Genomic DNA, 18,602 nt, shown 5'->3' with positions numbered 1-18,602 from the left:
GACGAGGCCGTTCAGGCCGATAGCGGGGGTCTGGGGGCGCAGCCCCCAGGGATGGGACGGGTAGGGGCGGCGGGGGCGAGAAAAACCCGGCGCGGCCCTAGCGGTCAGCGACTCGCATCTCGAACCATGTGGTCTTGCCGCGAGGCAGGAGGTCGACGCCCCAGCGGTCGGAGAGTTTGTCGACGAGGAAGAGGCCGCGGCCGCTGACGTCCATCTCCTGGACCGGCATGAGACAGGGGAGGCCACGGGAGGGATCACGGACCTCCACCCGGATCCACCCCCGGCGACGACGCATGCGGAGCCCGAAGACGCGGGCCCCCGTGTGGCGCACGGCGTTGCCCACGAGTTCCGAGACCAGCAGCACGGCGTCCTCGGTCATCTTCGGCGTGAGCCCCCAGTGGCGCAGAACCACGACCTGGGTGAGCCGACGAGCGGTGGCCGCGGACTCGGGCCGGGACGGCAACGGCACCTCGGCCTCCGTCGGGTTCCCGAACAACTCCAGCGCCTTCAGCGCGTGTTCGTCCTCGACCGCAGGCGACCAGCGCGCCGCGGTCGCACTCCCGTGCCGCCGCGGCTGTTCGATACCCTCCAGCCCCGCCATGACCCCATCATGGCCGCCCAGAAGCCTCTCCGGGGGCGTTCCGGAGGAATACGCCCCCCGGAACCCCCCATTCCACTCAATTCGATCGGCATATGCCACAGGCAGTTCGACGAGCATCACAGCCCATCTGGCCTGCTGGAACGGCTCTCTCGCGGGCAATCGCCCGACTCCACCGACAAGGCAGCCTTAAGGCTGCCTTAAGACTGCGATAAACCGCTCCTTCGGGGGACACGGGTAAGACATCGAGTCAACTGCAAGTGGATCAGCGGGACTTGGAGTGTGAGTTTCACGGCACCGCCAAGCGCCGCCAGGCGCCGCCAGAGGCCCCCCGGACGCGACCAGACGCCACCATGTGCCGCCAGAGCCGCGTCAGAGCCGCGTCAGAGGAACTTCGCCTTGCCCGGACCCTCCTCCACGAAGCTCCGCATCCCCCGCTCCCGGTCCTCCGTCGCGAACAGCCCCGCGAACCAGTTGCGTTCAATCGCGAGCCCGGTCTCGATGTCCGTCTCCAGACCCGCGTCGACCGACTCCTTGGCCGCGCGGAGCGCGAGCGCCGGCCCCTGGGCAAGCTTCGCGGCCCACGTGTGCGCCTCGGCGTACACCTCGTCGGCCGGCACGACCCGGTCCACCAGGCCGAGCGACAGCGCCTCGTCGGCCTTGACCATGCGGCCGGTGAAGATGAGGTCCTTAGCCTTGGAGGGGCCGATGAGGCGGGACAGGCGCTGGGTGCCACCCGCGCCCGGGATCAGCCCGAGGAGGATCTCCGGCTGGCCCAGCTTCGCGTTGTCCGCGGCGATGCGGAAGTCGGCGCACAGCGCCAACTCGCAGCCCCCGCCCAGCGCGTACCCCGTGACCGCGGCGACGACCGGCTTGGGGATACGGGTCACGGCGGTGAAGGAGTCCTGCAGGGCCCGGGAGCGTACGACCATCGCCGTATGGTCCATGGCCTGCATCTCCTTGATGTCCGCGCCCGCCGCGAACACCTTCTCGCCGCCGTAGAGGATCACCGCGCGCACGTCCTCGCGGCGCGTGGCCTCCTCGGCGAGCTCCTTGAGGCGGTCCTGTGTGGCGACGTCCAGCGCGTTCATGGGCGGACGGTCGAGGCGGATCGTGCCGACGCCTTCGGCGACTTCGAGATGCACAGTCATGAGGGCAGGTTAACGGGGGCTAACGGCAACGGCCCCGGTGTGCTGCGTCACAGAGCAGTGAGCAGCACACCGGGGCCGTACGGTCTCAAAGGGCCGCGCTCGGCGTCGCCCTCGTCCCCCAAGGCTCCGAAGGCTCCGAAGGCTCCGAAGGCTCCGAAGGCTCCGAAGGCTCCGAAAGGATTACGCCTTCCACTTCTCCCACGACATGTTCCAGGCGTTCAGCCCATTGTCCGGGTCCACGATCCGGTCGTTGGAGTTCTTCACGACCACCACGTCGCCGATCATCGACCGGTTGAAGAACCAGGCCGCGGCGATCTTGCCGTCGTAGCCCCCGCGCACGTCGCGCAGGCCGATGCAGCCGTGGCTGGCGTTGTAGTTGCCGAAGGCATCGCCGCCCCAGTAGTTGCCGTGGATGAACGTGCCGGAGGTGGTCAGGCGTTGGGCGTGCGGTACGTCCTTGATGTCGTACTCGCCGCCGTAGCCGACCGTCTCGCCGTTCATACGGGTCACCTCGAGGCGCTCGGTGATGACCATCTGGCCGTTCCAGGTTTCGTAGCCGGGCTTGCCCGTCGTCACCGGGATGGTCTTGATGACCTTGCCGTCGCGCTTCACCGTCATCTTCTTGGTCTTGACGTCGACGGTGGAGACCTGGCTGCGGCCTATCGTGAACTTCACGGTCTTGGCCTGCTCGCCGTAGACGCCGGGCCGGCCCTCGACGCCGTTGAGGTTGAGGCTGACCGTGACCTTCGTACCGGGCTTCCAGTACTTCTCGGGGCGGAAGTCGAGGCGGTCGTTGCCGAACCAGTGCCCCTCGACGTCGACCGCCGGCTCGGTCTTGATGTCTATCGCTTTCTCGACGTCCTCGGGGTTCGTGATGCCCCGGGTGAAGCGGACCGAGAAGGGCATGCCCACGCCGACCTTGGAACCGTCCTCGGGCGTGAAGATGCCGACGAAGGTGTTCTTCGGGGTCAGCGTGGTGAACGCGGACTCCTCGGCGGCCTCACGGCCCTCGGAGTCCTTGGCCACAGCGTGGACCTTGTACTTGGTGGCCGCGGCGAGGTGGGTGGACGGCGTCCAGGTGTCACCGCCCGATATCTTGCCGTCGACCTCGTTGCCCTTGGTGTCCTCGACCGTGATCTCGCTCAGGATGCCCTTGGCCACCGTCACCTTGAGCGCGCCGCTGGTCTTGACGTCGTCGGCGCCGTCCTTCGGGGCTATGGTCACGACCGCCTGCGAGACCTTCGTGTCCGTCTGGCTGGAATCCTTGTCCTTGCCCTTCCCCGAGCCGGACTTGGAGTCCGAGTCCCCTCCCCCTCCCCCGCCGCATGCGGTCACGACGAGCAGAAGTACCCCCAGCAGCAGTGCCAGGGCCCCCTTACCGCTCCGTGTCCGCGCGCCAACCGACGCCCCCGATATCGGTCGCCCGTTCAAGTTCTGTCTCCCCTCGCACGGCCATGGTCAGGCCCGTACTGCGCATCGCGCCACTGCAGCTCACACCGCGTCCCACGCGGGTATCGCGCTAATTAATCACACCGCCCGAGGCGACGGCCTCCCGGGATGGTCACTGTTCGGTCCCAAACCTCGCCCCAACCTTGGCCGTTCAGGGTGCTGCCGGCCCCCTCATGTGCGTACCCCTATGTCGGTCTACTTCACCGCGGAGCCCGCTTTCCAGGCTTTCCAGCCCATGTTCCACCCGCCGAGGCCGTTGTCAGGAGCGACCTTTTTGTCATTGCTGTTCACGACTTCGACGACGTCACCGATGAGGCTGCGGTCGAAGAACCAGCCCGCCGGGGTCGCGGAGCTGCCGCCCTTCACATCGCGCAGGCCCACGCAGCCGTGGCTGACATTCGCGGTACCGAAGACGCCCTCGGCCCAGTAGTTGCCGTGCAGGAAGGTCCCTGAGGTGGTGAGGCGCATCGCGTGCGGGACGTCCGGGATGTCGTACTCGCCCTTGCCGTCGGGCCGCTTGAAGCCGACCGTGGCGCCGTTCATCCGGGTCACCTCGAGCATCTCGGTGACGACCATCTTCCCGTTGTACGTCGTGCTCTTGGGGGCGCCCGCGGTGATCGGCACGGTGGCGAGGAGCTCGCCGTCGCGGCGTACCTCCATGGTGTGCTCGGCGGCGTCGACACGGCTGACCTGGCTGCGGCCGACCGTGAACGAGAAGGTCTTGTACTGCAGCCCGTACACGCCCGGGTTCGCCTCGACGTCCCGCAGCCGCAGCGAGACGGTGACCTTAGTGCCCGGCTTCCAGTACTTCTCGGGCCGGAAGTCCAGGCGGTCCCTGCCGAACCAGTGCGGGGCGATCTCCACCTTCGGTACGGACGTCACGCGGATGGCGCGCTCGACCGCCGCGCGGTTCTCGATCTCGCGGTTGAACTCCAGCGACACGATCATGCCGGTGCCGACGGTGGAGCGGTTCTCCGGCATGACGTATCCGATGAAGCGCTCGTCGGGGACGTGCGTCGTGAACGTCGCGTGCCGGGCCACCCGCCGGCCGTGGCCGTCGAGCGCGACCGCGTCGATCGTGTACTTGGCGGCGAGGGCGAGCTTCGGGTCGTCGGGCTGCCAGGTCATGCCGTCCTCGCCGATCCGGCCGGGCACCGGGGACTCCTGCGCGTCCTGGGACTTGACGACCTTCACCGATTCCAGGCGCCCGGTCCGCACCCGCACCTTCAGGCCCTCCTCGGGGCGTACGGCCTTGCTGCCGTCGTCCGGTGAGACGCGGATCGTCTCCTCGGGCGAACGGGGCTTGCCGAGCATCCCGTCCACGCCGTGCGAGGTGCATCCCGCGGCTCCGGCCAGCAGACCTGCCCATGTCAGTACGGCGGCCAGCGCGGCCCCTGCGCGCCGCGCGCGCGTCTGTGCGTGCATCACGTGAGGACCAACGATCAAGCGGTCTCGGGGAAGTGGGGTGCGTTTCCGCGCCCGCGTGGGAGCGTGCCTCACTTCCCCGAGACCCTCAGGTCCTCCTGGGGAAACGTGAGTGCGAGCCCGGCTCTGGGCAGAACAGTGGGGAGGACGACGCGACGGGGAGCAGCGGCTGGGACGCTGTGTGCTCCCTTCGCGTCGTTCCAACCGAGCCGCAGGAGGCCGTGAGGTGTCGAGCGCAGCCGAGCAGGAGGCAGTGCCGGAGGGGCGCGCCCCAGAAGGCGGGCTGCCCGCACAGTCGTCCCCCGTGCTGAACGGCACGCGGCGTACGGCTCCTGCCGTGTCCGTGTGGCCGGGTGCGCCGACCCCGCTCGGGGCGCGCTTCAGGACCGGGCCCGACGGCGTCTCGGGTACCAACTTCGCGCTGTGGGCGGGCGGGGCCGAGTCCGTCGAGCTGTGCCTCTTCGACGACGAGGGCGGGGAGGACGGCGAGGGCTCCGAGATCCGGGTCCCCCTCACCGAACTGACCCATGAGATCTGGCACGGCTTCGTGCCCGGCGTACGGCCCGGACAGCGGTACGGCTTCCGTGTGCACGGCCGCTGGGACCCGTGGACCGGCGCCCGCTGGAACCCCGCGAAGCTGCTCCTCGACCCGTACGCCCGTGCCGTGGACGGTGACTTCAGTCTGCCGCCCGAGGTGTACGGGCATGTGCGCGACTGGCCGCAGCAGCAGGTCGCGGACACCGTGCGCGACGACCGGGACTCCGCGCCGTACGTCCCCAAGGGTGTCGTCGTCCACGATGACGCACCCGACGACGAGTGGGCGGACGACCGCCGCCCGAAGACGCCGTGGGCGGACTCGGTGATCTACGAGCTGCACGTGCGGGGGTTCACGAAGCTGCACCCCGGGATCCCGGAGGAACTGCGGGGCACGTACGCGGGGTTGGCGCACCCGGCGGCGATCGAGCATCTCGTGCGGCTCGGGGTGACGGCGGTCGAGCTGTTGCCGGTGCACCAGTTCGCGCACGAGGACCATCTGCTGCGGCGGGGCCTGAAGAACTACTGGGGCTACAACTCGATCGGATACTTCGCGCCGCACGCCGCGTACGCCGCCTCCGGAACCACCGGGCAGCAGGTCGGCGAGTTCAGGCGCATGGTCCGCGCGCTGCACGCCGCCGGGATCGAGGTCATCCTCGACGTGGTCTACAACCACACGGCGGAAGCGGGCGAGCTGGGCCCGACGCTGTCGCTGCGCGGCATCGACAACCGCGGCTACTACCGGCTGCAGAGCGACGCGCGGCGGTACGCGGACTACACGGGCTGCGGGAACACGCTGCACGTGGTGCAGCCGCATGTGCTGCGCTTGATCACGGACTCGCTCCGCTACTGGGTGACGGAGATGGGGGTGGACGGCTTCCGGTTCGACCTGGCGGCCGCGCTGGCGCGCTCCATGCACGACGTCGACATGCTGTCCCCCTTCCTGGCCGTGATCGCGCAGGATCCCGTACTGCGGCGGGTGAAGCTGATCGCCGAGCCGTGGGACGTGGGGTCCGGGGGCTATCAGGTGGGGGCGTTCCCGCCGTTGTGGACCGAGTGGAACGACCGCTATCGCAATGCCGTACGGGACTTCTGGCGGGGCGCGCTGCCGGACGTGCGGGACCTCGGGTACCGGCTGTCGGGGTCGAGCGACCTGTACGCGTGGGGCGGGCGGCGGCCGTACGCCTCGGTGAACTTCGTGACCGCTCATGACGGATTCACGCTGCGGGACCTGGTGTCGTACGAGCGCAAGCACAACGACGCCAATGGGGAAGGGAACCGGGACGGTACCGACGACAACCGGGCGTGGAACTCCGGGGCCGAGGGGGAGACGGAGGACGCGCGTGTACGGGGTCTGCGGCGGCGTCAGTTGCGCAATCTGCTGACGACTCTGCTGCTGTCCACGGGGGTGCCGATGCTGGTCGCCGGTGACGAGTTCGGGCGGACCCAGCGGGGCAACAACAACGCCTACTGCCAGGACAACGAGATCAGCTGGGTCGATTGGGCTCTGCTGGAGGAGCCCGGCTGGCGGGCCCTCTTCGACCTGACCTCCCGTCTGATCGCCCTCCGCCATGCCCATCCTGTGCTGCGGCGGCGGGCCTTCTTCTCGGGGCGGGCGCATTCGGTGGACGGGTTGCGGGACTTGGCGTGGTTCACGGCGCGGGGCACGGAGATGACGGAGCGGGACTGGTACGCGCCTGCGGCGACCCTGGGGATGTACCTGTCCGGGCGCGACATACCCGGGCGGGACGCGCGGGGTGTGCCTGTGACGGACGACAGCTTCCTGGCCGTGCTGCACGCGGGCGACCGGCCCGCGAGCTTCGTCCTTCCCGGGCCGCCGTGGGCGGACGGGTACGAGGTCGTCGTCGATACGTCGCGGGAGGAGCAGGCGGAGGCGCCGGGGGTGGTGCATCGGGCGGGGGTGGCGATCACTGTGCCGGCTCGGGCGGTTCTGCTGCTGCGGGTGGTGGGGTGAGGGGTGTTTTCGCCCCCGCCGCCCCTACCCGTCCCATCCTTCTGGGGCTCCGCCCCAGACCCCGCCAGGGGGCTCTGCCCCCTGGACCCCCGCTCCTCAAACTCCCCCAGCTACCGCTGGGAGGTGCCCCCAAGGAGCTGAATTTTCGCGGCCCGGGCGAAAACGGCTACCCCAGGATGCCCCGCTCGTACCCCACCGCCACCGCCGCCGCCCGGTCGTTCACGCCCAGTTTGGCGTACAGGTGGGTCAGATGGGTCTTCACCGTGGCCTCGCTGATGAACAGGACCCGGGCGATCTCACGGTTCGACGTGCCTTTGGCGACGAGCGCGAGGACTTCGCGTTCGCGGGTGGAGAGGGGGCCGCCCGCGGGGGTACGGACCGCCGAGACGAGCCGGGTCGCGACGGCCGGAGAGAGGACCGTACGCCCCTCCGCCGCCGCACGCACGGCGGTGAAGAGCTCGTCCCGGGGCGCGTCCTTGAGGAGGTAGCCGGTCGCGCCCGCCTCGATCGCGGGCAGCGTGTCCGTGTCCGTGTCGTACGTGGTCAGAACCAGCACCTTGGCGCGGGCACCACGCCGGGTGAGCTCCGCGATCGCGTCGACCCCGCCGCCGCCCGGCATCCGGAGGTCCATCAGGATCACGTCGGGGTCCAGGGCCGTCGCCCGGGCCACCGCCTCCACCCCGTTCGACGCCTCGCCCAGCACCACGAAACCCGGCACGGACTCGAACATGCCGCGCAGCCCGTCGCGTACGACGGGATGGTCGTCGACGATCAGGAGGGAGATGGGGGCGGCGTCAGCGGTCATCGCGGACCAACGGTACGCGAGCCGACACGGCCGTACCGTGGCCCGGCTCCGACTCGACGGTGAAGGAGCCGGCGATGCGTTCGGCGCGGGCGCGCATGCCGGGGACGCCGAAGCCGCCGGTGCCGGTGCGCTCGGCGCGGGTGAGGGGGTCGAAGCCCCGGCCGTCGTCCCGTACGTCGAGGATCACCTCGTCGCCCATGAAGGACAGTGTGACGCCCAGACGGGTGGGGTGGGCGTGCCGGGACGCGTTGGAGAGGGCCTCCTGAGCGATGCGCAGGAGCGTGGCGGAGACCTCGTCGTGCAGCACCTCCGCCGTGCCCGTCACCGTGAACTCGGCGCGGATGCCCGTCCGTTCGGCCCATTCGGTGACCGTCTTCTTCAGGGCCTCGGGCAGGCCGTCGTTCGCGAGCGCCACCGGGGCGAGGTTCTGTACCGAGCGGCGCGCCTCGCCGAGGCTGTGCCGGGCCAGGGCGGCGGCCCGGTCGAGATGCTCCGCGGCGGCATCCCGGTCGGGGGTGTTCGCCACGACCTGGAGCTGGGCGATGATCCCCGTCAGGCCCTGCGCGAGGGTGTCGTGGATCTCGGCGGCGAGGCGGCGGCGCTCGTCGGCGACCCCGGCCTCCCTTGCCTGGACGAGGAGTTGGGCGTGCAGGGCGGCGTTCTCGTCGAGGGCCTGCTGCAGGGCGGTGTTGGTGCGTTCGAGTTCGGCGATGGTGGCCGCCCGGGCCTGGGAGCGGATCTCCTCCTGCTCGGTGAGGTGGGCGACCGCCATCAGCAGCGCGTTGTTCACCACCAGGAGCCCGGCGAACACCGCCCACTGGCCCCCGCTCTTCGGCGGCAGCCCGCCGGACTGCGAGCCGGCCACGACGATCGAGGTGAGGACCATGGCGAGCCGCTGCCTGCGCCTGCCCGGGATCAGCTTGTCGGCGTCGAAGTAGCCCGTGACCGCGTAGAACGCGAAGAACGGGTTGATCCAGGTGAGGGCGAAGGCGATCACCCAGCGCACGACGTAGTACGACGTCCCGACCCTGGTGGGTGTCATCCCGCGGCCGGTCCGGCGGGAGCGGCTCCGGTCCCACCACAACTGGAGCGCGAGCGCGGCGACGACCAGGGCCCCGGCCGCGTACCGCTCGCCCGGGCCGTCCAGCAGTTCGGTGGTGAAGGCCGAGAGGACGGTGGAGAAACCGAGCAGCGCGTACGGACCCCAGGTGTGGAACTGCTCCCACCGCTTCTCGATGTGCCGGTCCACCGCGGTCATCTCACCAGTCTGCACGGCCGGTCACCTATTCCCAGCGGAACCAGCGCGACGCCGCCGCCGTGAGCAGAACCGTCCAGGCGACGAGCACCCCCAGGTGGTCCCAGCCCGGCCAGTCGCCCGCCGCCGCCTGATTCAGCGCCTGCGCCGCCGCGCCGAACGGGGTGTAGCCGACGACTCGGGCCATCAGGTCCGGCATGGCCTGCAGCGGCAGCCACACGCCCGCGCAGAACATCGACGGGAAGAAGAGGGAGGTCCCGACGGCGGTCGCGATCTTCGTCGTCCGGGACAGCGCGGAGACCACCGAGCCCAGGGCGAGGGCGACCAGGACAGCCAGGATCAGGGCCACGGCGTATCCGAGGCCCTGCCGCGGCAGCCGTACGTCCAAGGCGAACCGGCCGACCGCGAGGGCGAGCAGCGCCGAGGCCAGGGCGGCCCCGCCGTGTACCAGCATCTGCGCGGACAGCAGGGCGGAGGGCCGTACGGGCGTGGTGGACATCCGGCGCAGGATGCCGCGCTCGCGGTAGCCGGTGAGGGCCTGGGGCATCGACTGGAGTCCGCCGACGATCAGGCCGAGCAGCACGGTGATCGGGACGTAGACGTCGACCCCGCGCAGCCCGTCGAAGGTGGGGTCCGGGTCGCGGAAGTCCGGGATGGTGCCGAGGATCGCCAGCAGCAGCGTGGGGAACAGCAGGATCCAGAACAGGGCGCTGGGTTCCCGGCGGAAGAGGCGGGCCTCGGTCTTCAGTACGGCGGTGTTGACGAGGGCCGTGCTCATGCCGCTGCCTCCTTCGTGAGGTCGAGGAACGCGTCGTCCAACGTGGCGTCGGTGACACGGAGTTGGTGGGCGGTGATGTGCATGCGGGCGAGGAGCGTGATGACGGCGTTCACCGTCTCGTCGGTGCCGGACAGGGTGAGACGGCCGTCCTTGTGCTCGATCGACGCGAGCGCGGGCAGCGCGTTCAGGTCACCGTCGTCGAGCGGCGCGGACGGGGTGAAGCTGATGACGGTGGCGCCCGCCGAGCGGCGGATCAGGCCGGCCGGGGTGTCCAGGGCGGCGATCCGGCCCTTGTCGATCACGGCGATCCGGTCGCACAGGCGCTGCGCCTCCTCCATGAAGTGGGTGACGAGGAGGACGGTGACACCGTTCGCGCGGATGTCCTCGATCAGTTCCCAGGTGTCCCGGCGGGCCCGCGGATCCAGGCCGGTGGTCAGTTCGTCGAGGACGACGATCCGGGGGTTGCCGATGAGGGCGAGCGCGATGAACAGGCGCTGCTTCTGGCCGCCGGAGAGCTTGGCGAAGCGCGTGGTGAGTTTGTCGGTGAGGCCGAGGCGTTCGGCGAGGGGCCGCCAGTCGAGCGGGCTGGGGTAGAAGGCCGCGTACAGCTCCAGGGCCTCGCGGACGGTGAGTTTGGCCTGCAGTTCGCTCTCCTGGAGCTGGGCGCCCAGGACGCGGCGGGTGGCCTCGTGGTCGGTGACGGGGTCGAGGCCGGTGACGCGGACGCGGCCCGTGTCGGGCACGCGCAGGCCCTCGACGCATTCGACGGTGGTGGTCTTGCCCGCGCCGTTCGGGCCGAGGACGCCGAAGATCTCGCCCTCCTCGACGGCGAAGGAGACGCCGTCGACGACGGCCCGGCCGCCGTAGGACTTACGCAGGTCGCTGACTTCGATGACGGGTATGACTGGCATACCCCGAGGGTCCCGGCGGGGCGGGTCCGCCCACATCGGCCATCGCGCTCGAGCGGCCATCAACCGATCGGTTGATGGCCTCGTAAGACCCCCCGGCCCCGGCGTCGTACGACCCCTCGAACACGCAGGTCGTAGGACCAGAAGCGGACCCGGTACCGGCCAAAACTCGGTGGGCGTTGTCAGTGCCGATCCGTAGGCTCACAGCTGATGCCGACGACACCCACACCCACCGACACACTCGCCGAGGAAGCCCGAGAAACCGAGCCGGCCAAGAGCCGTTCCGCCGTACGCGGCCTGCTGCGCCTGTGGCCGTACGTACGGCCCGTGCGCGTCCGGCTGCTCACGGCGGGGGTCGTCGCGATCGTCGCCTCGTGCACGGGGCTGGTGATCCCGCTCGTTCTGAAGTGGATCGTGGACGGACCGGTGGCCGACCGGAACACGGGCGGGGTGTGGCTCGGGGCGCTGTATCTGCTGCTGCTCGGGTTCGCCGAGGCGGTGCTCTTCGGGCTGCGGCGGTGGCTGGTGGCTCGGCCGCTGGCCGGGGTCGAGGCGGCGATGCGGGCGGATCTGTACCGGCATCTGCAGCGGCTGCCCGTCGCGTTCCACGACCGCTGGTCCTCGGGCCAGTTGCTGTCCCGGGGCACGACGGATCTGATGCTGCTGCGCATGTTCCTCGCGTTCCCGCTGACGTTCCTGCTGGTCAACAGCGTGACGATTCTCGTGGGCGTCATCATCATGCTGGCCCAGGAGTGGACGCTCGGGCTCGTACTGCTCGCGCCCGCCGTGCCCGTGATGGTCGTCTGCTGGCTCTTCGAGAAGCGGTACTCGAAGGTGGCGCGGCGGGCGCAGGACCAGGTCGGCGATCTGACGACGCTCGTCGAAGAGAGCGTGCTCGGCATCCGGATCATCAAGGGGTTCGGGCGCCATCGCAGCCAGGCCCTCGCCTTCCGGGACCTCTCCCGGACGCTGCGCGGTACGGAACTCGCCAAGGCGCGCCTGCTCGCCGGCATCTTCGCCGCGATCACCACGCTGCCCGAACTCGCCATCGGCGCGGCGCTCGTGCTCGGCACGGTGCAGGTCGCCGACGGTGCCCTGTCCGCCGGCACGCTGGTCGCCTTCCTGTCCACCGCTCTCGCCCTGCGGTGGCCCGTCGAGTCGATCGGCTTCCTGCTGGCCATGAGCCAGGAGGCGGCCACGGCGACGGAGCGCTATTTCGAGGTGATGGACGCGGAGCCGGAGTCCGGGGTCGGCGCCACGCGACGCGGCGAGGGCGCGACGGCGATCGCGGACGCGGGCGCCAAGACCAAGACCAAGACCAAGACCAACGCCAACGCCAACGCCAACGCCAACGCCAACGGCGGACTCCGCTTCCATGCCGTCCAGTTCCGCTACCCCGACGCCCCCGCCCACAGCGCCCCCATACTCGACCGCATCGATCTCCACATCCGCCCCGGCGAGACCATGGCTCTCGTGGGAGGCACCGGCAGCGGAAAGACGACGCTCACCGCGCTCGTCCCCCGGCTGCACGAGGTCACGCGCGGCCGCATAACGCTGGACGGCGTGGACATCACCGAGATGCCCCGGGATTCGCTGCGCGAGCTCGTCGCGGTCGCCTTCGAGGAGCCCACCCTGTTCTCCGCCGCCGTGGGCGAGAACGTCCTCATGGGCGCCGAGGACGCCGCGGGCGAGGCCGAGTTGAACCGCGCCCTGGCCGTCGCGCAGGCGGACTTCGTCCACGCGCTCCCCCAGGGCACGGACACCCAGGTGGGCGAGCAGGGCCTCAGCCTCTCCGGCGGCCAGCGCCAACGCCTCGCCTTGGCAAGGGCAGTGGTCGGCCGCCCCCGCTTCCTCGTCCTGGACGACCCGCTGTCCGCCCTGGACGTCCACACGGAAGCCCTCGTCGAGGCCGCCCTGCGCCGCGTCCTCGCCGAGACGACCGCCCTGGTGGTGGCCCACCGCCCGTCCACGGTCATGCTCGCCGACCGCGTGGCCCTGCTCTCGGAAGGCCGCATCGCCGCCGTCGGCACGCACCACGAACTGCTGCGTACGAGCGTGGAGTACGCCTGGCTGATGTCCGGCGCGACGGAGACGACAGAGCCGGCAAGGACGGCAGAGACCACCGAGGGGGACAACCGATGACGGCGCCCACGACCACCGCGCCGACCGACGACAACAACGAGAACAACCGAAACAACGGAAGCAACAAGGCCAGCGGGAGCAGCAAGCACGACGCGGCCCGGCCCGCACCGCCCCCGCACAAGGAGGGCGATCCCTTCGACGGCGATCCCTTCGACCGCGACTCCCTCCCCGCTCCCCCGCGCGCGACGTCCACCCTCCTGCGCTCCCTGCTCTCGCCGCTCAAGGCCCGCGTCGTCCTCGCGGCGGTCCTGCTCCTGCTCCAGCAGGCGGCCGTGCAGGCGGGCCCGCTGCTCGTGGCGTACGCCATCGACCGGGCCGTACCGGCCCTCCGCGACGACGACCGCGGTCCGCTGATCGCCGTGGCGGTCGCCTACGTACTGGCCTCGGCGGCGGCCGGCGCGCTCCAGTACGGTTTCGTCCTCGCGTCCGCCCGTGTCAACCAGGACGTGCTGCTGGACCTGCGCGGCAGGATCTTCCGGCACGCGCAGGCGCTGAGCGTCGACTTCCACGAGCGGTACACCTCGGGCCGGCTCATCTCGCGCTCCACGACGGACGTCGAGTCGCTGCGCGAGCTGCTCAGCGAGGGCCTCCAGGAGCTCATCACCGTCGTCCTGTCGTTCGTCTACATCTCGGCGCTGCTGCTCTGGCTCGACCTTGGCCTCGGCGCGGTCGCGGTGGCCTCGTTCGTGCCGCTGTATCTCCTCATCCGGCTCTACCGGCATCGCGCAGGACGGATCTTCGGCCTCCGCTCGACCGCGATCGCCGCCGTGATCGTGAAGTTCGCGGAGACGATGAACGGCATCCGCCCGGTGCGCGCGTTCCGCCGCGAGGCCGTCAACGACGCGGACTTCCACACGCTCAACAGCCGCCACGAACGCATCAACGGCGACGCCATTCTGGAGATGGCCCGCTATGTCGTCGGCTCCCGCCTCGTCGCCAACACGGCGGTCGCGGGCATCGTGCTGTGGGGCGCCCACCGGGTGGCGTCGGGCTCGCTGGCGCTGGGCGTGCTGGCGGCGGCGGTCCTGTACCTGCGCCGGCTGTACGACCCGATCGACCGGCTCGGCATGTTCCTCAACTCGTACCAGTCGGCGGCCGCCTCGCTGGAGAAGATCGCGGGCCTGCTGGCCCAGGTCCCCTCGGTGCCCGAGCCGGCGGAGCCGAGGGCTCTGCCGGAGCTCGCCTCCGAACACCCGGGCCGCGAGGTCGTCTTCGACGACGTCCGCTTCGCGTACCGCACTGGCGGCGAGGTACTCCCGCCCTTCTCGCTGACCCTCCCGGCGGGCCAGACGGTCGCCGTGGTCGGCTCCACGGGCGCGGGCAAGTCGACGCTCGCCAAGCTCCTGGCCCGCTTCTACGACCCCACGGCCGGCCGGGTCCTCCTCGACGGCGTCGACCTGCGCGAACTCTCGGTGCGCGAACTGCGCCGCGGGGTGGTGATGGTGACGCAGGAGGCCTTCCTCTTCTCCGGCACGGTCGCCGAGAACATCGCCATCGGCCGCCCCGACGCCTCCCGCGAGGACATCGAGCGGGCCGCGAAGGCCATCGGCGCCCATGACTTCATCAGCGCCCTGCCGGACGGCTACGACACGGACGTACGCAAGAGGGGCGGGCGCATCTCGGCCGGTCAGCGCCAACTCGTGGCGTTCGCCCGGGCGTTGCTCGCCGACCCGGCGGTCCTCATCCTCGACGAGGCCACCAGTTCCCTGGACGTGCCGGGCGAGCGGGCCGTCCAGCGCGCGATGCACACGGTCCTGCGCGGCCGTACGGCGGTCGTCATCGCCCACCGCCTGTCGACCGTCGAGATCGCCGACCGCGTGCTGGTCATGGAGCACGGCCGCATCGTCGAGGACGGCAGCCCGGCCCAACTCATAGCGGACACGGGCAGGTTCGCGGATCTGCACCAGGCGTGGCGGGACAGCCTCGTGTAGCGGCGGGGCGGCACACGCAGGCAGTCACAGAAGCGGGCGGGGCGAGGGGAGAACAGCGGGTGCGGCGGCCGGTTGACACGTACGGAGATCCAGGTGAACCCGACTGTCGCAGTGGAGGCCGGTACTGGTGGTGGCTGATCGCCAGCCAGCCGCGCCGGGCCGCCGCCGGCGCTCTGCTGGGCAGCGTCTGGCTGGTCCTCATGGCGCTGACGCCGTATCTGCTGTCCCGTGCGATCGACGACGGGTTGGAGCCGGGCGACCAGGCCGCGCTGGCCGGCTGGACCGGCGCACTGCTGGGCCTCGGGGTGTTCAACTCCTGGCTGAGCATCATGCGGCACCGCACCATGACCAGGCTCCGGATGGACGCCAACTTCCGTACGGTGAAGGTCGTGATCGGGCAGGCAACCCGGCTGGGTGCCGCGCTGTCGCGGCAGACCGCTGCCGGAGAGGTCGTCACCATCGGCGTCGGCGACGTGCAGACGATCAGCCAGTCCCTGACCGTCGTCGGCCCGGGAGTCGGCGCGGTCGTCGCCTACGCCGTCGTGGCGGGGATGCTGCTGTCGGTCTCGCTGCCGCTGGCCGCGGTGGTCCTGCTCGGGGTGCCGGTGACCGCCGTACTCGTCGGTCCGCTGATGGGACGGCTGCGGGGCTCGGAGACGGAGTACCGCGAGCGGCAGGGCGTGCTGACCGCGCGGATCGGCGACCTCGCGGGCGGTCTACGCGTCCTCAACGGCCTTGGCGGCAAAGGGCTGTTCGCCGACGGCTTCCGCCGCGACTCGCAGAAGCTGCGGGCGCAGGGGTACCGGGTCGGGGCGGTGACCAGCTGGATCCAGGCGCTCGGCGTCGGGCTGCCGACGGTGTTCCTGGCTGTCGTGACCTGGCTGGCGGCCCGGCTTGCCGCGCAAGGCGACATCACCCTCGGCGAGTTGGTGTCCGTGTACGGCTATGTCGCGGTCCTCGTGGCCCCGGTTGCCTTCATGGTCGAGTGCGGCTATCAGATCAGCCGGGGCGTGGTGGCCGCCCGGCGCGTCGTACGGTTCCTGGCCCTGGAGCCGATGGCCACGGGCGGCACCGCCGTGGACGCTCCGGCGGAGCCCTCCGTGCTGCACGATCCGCAGTCCGGCGTCCGGGTGGCACCCGGCAGGCTGACCGCGCTGGTCGGCGCCCGTCCGGCGGAGTCCGCCGCCGTGGTCGACCGGCTCGGCCGGTACGCCCCGTCGGCGGCGACCTGGGGCGGCGTACGCCTCGACGGGATCGCCCTGCCGCAGGTCCGGGAGCGCATCCTGGTCGCGGACAACGAGGCCGACCTGTTCGCGGGCACCCTGCGCGACCTGGTCTCCGGGCGCGGGGACCACGATGAGGAGGCCGTCGGCCGGGCCGTACACGCGGCGGTGGCGGACGACATCGTGCTCGGGCTGCCGGACGGGCTCGACTCGGCCGTCGACGCGCAGGGCCGCAGTCTCTCCGGAGGCCAGCGACAGCGCGTACGCCTGGTGCGGGCGCTCCTTGCCGACCCCGAGGTGCTGCTCGCCGTCGAGCCCACCTCGGCGCTCGACGCGCACACCGAGGCCGCCGTCGCCGCCCGGCTGCGCGCCGCGCGTTCCGGCCGCTCGACCCTCGTCACCACCACCTCCCCGCTCGTACTCGACCGGGTGGACACCGTGTACTACCTGGTCGACGGCAAGGTCGCGGCCGTCGGCGGCCATCGCGAACTCCTCGACGAGGAGCCGGGATACCGCGCGCTGGTGGCCCGCGACACTGACGACACGTACGACACGGATATCGATGGCGCAGACGTGAACGACACGGGTGTCGAAGGCGAAGGCGCGAACGACAGGGATGTCGACGGCGCGGGCACGAACGACACAGACCTGGACGCAGAGGAGGCCTTGCGATGACCGCGCAGCTGCCCGTCGCCGAACCGGCCGACGTACGCAGGGCCGCGGGACGGCTGATCCGCGCGGACAGCCGCGCCTTCACCGCCGTGCTCGTCCTGAACGCGCTCGCCGCCGTTGCCGGTCTGGTCAGCCCCTGGCTGCTGGGCCGCATCATCGACGAGGTGCGGGCCGGCGGCGGCGTGGCCGTCGTGGACCGGCTGGCGCTGGTCATCCTGGTGTGTGCGCTGGCGCAGCTGCTGCTGGCGCGCGGCGCCCGGTACGTGGGGCACCGGTTCGGGGAGCGGACGCTGGCGCGGGTGCGCGAGGAGTTCGTCGAGCGGACGCTCGCGCTGCCCGCCTCGGCCGTGGAGCGGGCGGGCACGGGCGATCTGACGGCCCGCGGCACCGCCGACGTCGCCACGGTGGGTACGACTCTGCGCGACGCCGGTCCCGAGCTGCTGATCTGCTCGGTCCAGTGCCTGTTCATCCTGGGCGCGGTCTTCGCGCTCGACCCGCTGCTCGGCTGCTGCGCGGTGCTCGCCCAGGCGGGCATCTGGTTCGCCCTGCGCTGGTATCTGCGCCGGGCACGCGCCGGTTATCTCGCCGAGGGCGCCGCCACGTCGGAGGTCGCCGAGATCCTCACGGCCACGGCCTCCGGCGCGCGCACGGTCGAGGCGTTCGGACTGCAGGGCCGGCGGATCGCCGCGAGCCGGGACGCGCTGGAGACGTCCCGTCGCACGCGGATGTACACGCTGTACCTGCGGACCGTGTTCTTCCTGGTCGTGGAGGTCTCGTACGTCCTTCCCGTGGCCGTCGTGCTGCTGGTCGGCGGAGCGCTGCACGAGCGAGGCGCGATGAGTCTGGGTGCCGTGGTCGCGGCGGCCCTGTATCTGCGGCAGCTGGAGTCGCCGCTCGACGCGATCCTGATGCGGGTGGAGCAACTGCAGAGCAGCGGCGCCTCGTTCGCCCGTGTGGAGGGCCTCGGCCGGGCCCCGCGTGCCGTTCCGTCCGGTTCGCCCGCCCCGGTGGACGACCGGATCGACGTGACGGATGTGCGGTACTCGTACGACCGCGGGGGCGAGGTGCTGCGCGGGGTCGATCTGACCGTGCGGCCCGGGGAGCGGCTCGCCGTCGTCGGGCCCTCAGGTGCCGGGAAGACCACGCTGAGCCGGCTGCTCGCGGGCATCGACGCGCCGCGCTCCGGCTCGGTGACGGTGGGTCGGGTGCCGATCGTCGACCTGGATCCGGAGCAGCTGCGGCGGCAGGTCGTCCTCGTCACCCAGGAGCACCACGTGTTCCTCGGGACGGTCCGCGACAATCTGCTCATCGCCGAACCCTCCGCCGGGGACGCCGAGTTGTGGGCGGCTCTGGCGGCGGTCGGCGCCGACGACTGGGTGCAGGAGCTGCCGGACGGCCTCGACACCGAGCTGGGTTCCGGCAACCGGAGTGCCGACGGCTCGCGGGCCCAGCAACTCGCCCTGGCCCGCGTCGTGTTGGCGGACCCCCACACGCTGATCCTCGACGAGGCCACGGCCCTCCTGGACCCGACGACCGCCCGCCACACCGAGCGAGCCCTGGCCGCCGTCCTCGAAGGCCGCACCGTCATCGCCATCGCCCACCGCCTCCACACCGCCCACGACGCGGACCGGGTGGCCGTGATGGAGAACGGCCTCCTGACCGAACTCGGCACCCACGACAGCCTGGTGGCGGCCGACGGGGCGTACGCGGCGCTGTGGCACTCGTGGCACGGCGAGAGGCCGGGACCTTCCTGAAC

Annotated in this window: 13 protein-coding genes; 5 read left to right on the top strand and 8 right to left on the bottom strand. The window is 71.1% G+C overall.

Going from position 1 to position 18,602, the window contains the following annotated elements:
* Positions 1-97: 97 nt before the first annotated feature.
* The 4 genes from GAS53_RS46400 to GAS53_RS46380 all read right to left on the bottom strand — a co-directional run bounded on the left by GAS53_RS46400 (position 98) and on the right by GAS53_RS46380 (position 4,626).
* On the bottom strand, positions 98-706 hold the full coding sequence (locus tag GAS53_RS46400; RefSeq protein ID WP_404829417.1) for an ATP-binding protein: 609 nt from the start codon (positions 704-706) through the stop codon (positions 98-100).
* A gap of 275 nt (positions 707-981) precedes the next feature.
* Positions 982-1,749 carry an enoyl-CoA hydratase/isomerase family protein gene (locus GAS53_RS46395; protein WP_151483819.1) on the bottom strand — a complete coding sequence of 256 codons (768 nt, stop codon included), beginning with the start codon at positions 1,747-1,749 and terminating at the stop codon, positions 982-984.
* A 180-nt stretch (positions 1,750-1,929) separates the two neighbouring features.
* Complete coding sequence (locus tag GAS53_RS46385; RefSeq protein WP_192583586.1) at positions 1,930-3,180, bottom strand: L,D-transpeptidase; 1,251 nt, start codon at positions 3,178-3,180, stop codon at positions 1,930-1,932.
* Positions 3,181-3,393: 213 nt separating this feature from the next.
* Positions 3,394-4,626 carry a L,D-transpeptidase gene (locus tag GAS53_RS46380; protein WP_151483818.1) on the bottom strand — a complete coding sequence of 411 codons (1,233 nt, stop codon included), beginning with the start codon at positions 4,624-4,626 and terminating at the stop codon, positions 3,394-3,396.
* A gap of 223 nt (positions 4,627-4,849) precedes the next feature.
* On the opposite strand from GAS53_RS46380, the gene glgX reads away from it, so the two are divergent.
* Positions 4,850-7,132 carry a glycogen debranching protein GlgX gene (glgX, locus tag GAS53_RS46375; RefSeq protein ID WP_151483817.1) on the top strand — a complete coding sequence of 761 codons (2,283 nt, stop codon included), beginning with the start codon at positions 4,850-4,852 and terminating at the stop codon, positions 7,130-7,132.
* A gap of 166 nt (positions 7,133-7,298) precedes the next feature.
* Here the strand turns inward: glgX and GAS53_RS46370 are convergent, their stop codons facing one another.
* From GAS53_RS46370 to GAS53_RS46355, 4 genes are read right to left on the bottom strand one after another with little or no spacing between them, the layout of a single operon-like run.
* The gene (locus tag GAS53_RS46370) at positions 7,299-7,937 is read right to left on the bottom strand and encodes a response regulator (protein ID WP_151483816.1); all 639 of its coding nucleotides are present in this window, start codon (positions 7,935-7,937) and stop codon (positions 7,299-7,301) included.
* Positions 7,927-9,195, bottom strand: coding sequence for a sensor histidine kinase (locus tag GAS53_RS46365; RefSeq protein WP_151483815.1), 1,269 nt, complete (start codon positions 9,193-9,195; stop codon positions 7,927-7,929). Before GAS53_RS46365 ends, GAS53_RS46370 begins: the two co-directional genes overlap by 11 nt.
* 25 nt (positions 9,196-9,220) lie before the next feature.
* Positions 9,221-9,970 carry an ABC transporter permease gene (locus GAS53_RS46360; protein WP_151483814.1) on the bottom strand — a complete coding sequence of 250 codons (750 nt, stop codon included), beginning with the start codon at positions 9,968-9,970 and terminating at the stop codon, positions 9,221-9,223.
* Complete coding sequence (locus GAS53_RS46355) at positions 9,967-10,881, bottom strand: ABC transporter ATP-binding protein (protein ID WP_225859535.1); 915 nt, start codon at positions 10,879-10,881, stop codon at positions 9,967-9,969. Before GAS53_RS46355 ends, GAS53_RS46360 begins: the two co-directional genes overlap by 4 nt.
* A gap of 207 nt (positions 10,882-11,088) precedes the next feature.
* On the opposite strand from GAS53_RS46355, the gene GAS53_RS46350 reads away from it, so the two are divergent.
* The 4 genes from GAS53_RS46350 to GAS53_RS46335 all read left to right on the top strand — a co-directional run bounded on the left by GAS53_RS46350 (position 11,089) and on the right by GAS53_RS46335 (position 18,600).
* Complete coding sequence (locus GAS53_RS46350) at positions 11,089-13,020, top strand: ABC transporter ATP-binding protein (protein ID WP_151483813.1); 1,932 nt, start codon at positions 11,089-11,091, stop codon at positions 13,018-13,020.
* Entirely contained in the window at positions 13,017-14,951 is a 1,935-nt protein-coding gene (locus GAS53_RS46345; RefSeq protein WP_151483812.1) for an ABC transporter ATP-binding protein, read from the top strand. The genes GAS53_RS46350 and GAS53_RS46345 overlap by 4 nt, the downstream gene beginning before the upstream one ends.
* A gap of 200 nt (positions 14,952-15,151) precedes the next feature.
* Positions 15,152-16,849: an ABC transporter transmembrane domain-containing protein gene (locus GAS53_RS46340; protein ID WP_225859537.1), complete on the top strand. Its 1,698-nt coding sequence runs from the start codon at positions 15,152-15,154 to the stop codon at positions 16,847-16,849.
* The gene (locus tag GAS53_RS46335; RefSeq protein WP_151483810.1) at positions 16,846-18,600 is read left to right on the top strand and encodes an ABC transporter ATP-binding protein; all 1,755 of its coding nucleotides are present in this window, start codon (positions 16,846-16,848) and stop codon (positions 18,598-18,600) included. Before GAS53_RS46340 ends, GAS53_RS46335 begins: the two co-directional genes overlap by 4 nt.
* Positions 18,601-18,602: the final 2 nt, after the last annotated feature.

This window comes from Streptomyces albicerus, from assembly GCF_008905045.1.
GTDB classification, from domain to species: Bacteria; Actinomycetota; Actinomycetes; order Streptomycetales; family Streptomycetaceae; genus Streptomyces; species Streptomyces albicerus.
The sequence above is the reverse complement of the archived record's forward strand: the minus strand, read 5'-3'. Positions and strand labels throughout refer to the sequence as shown.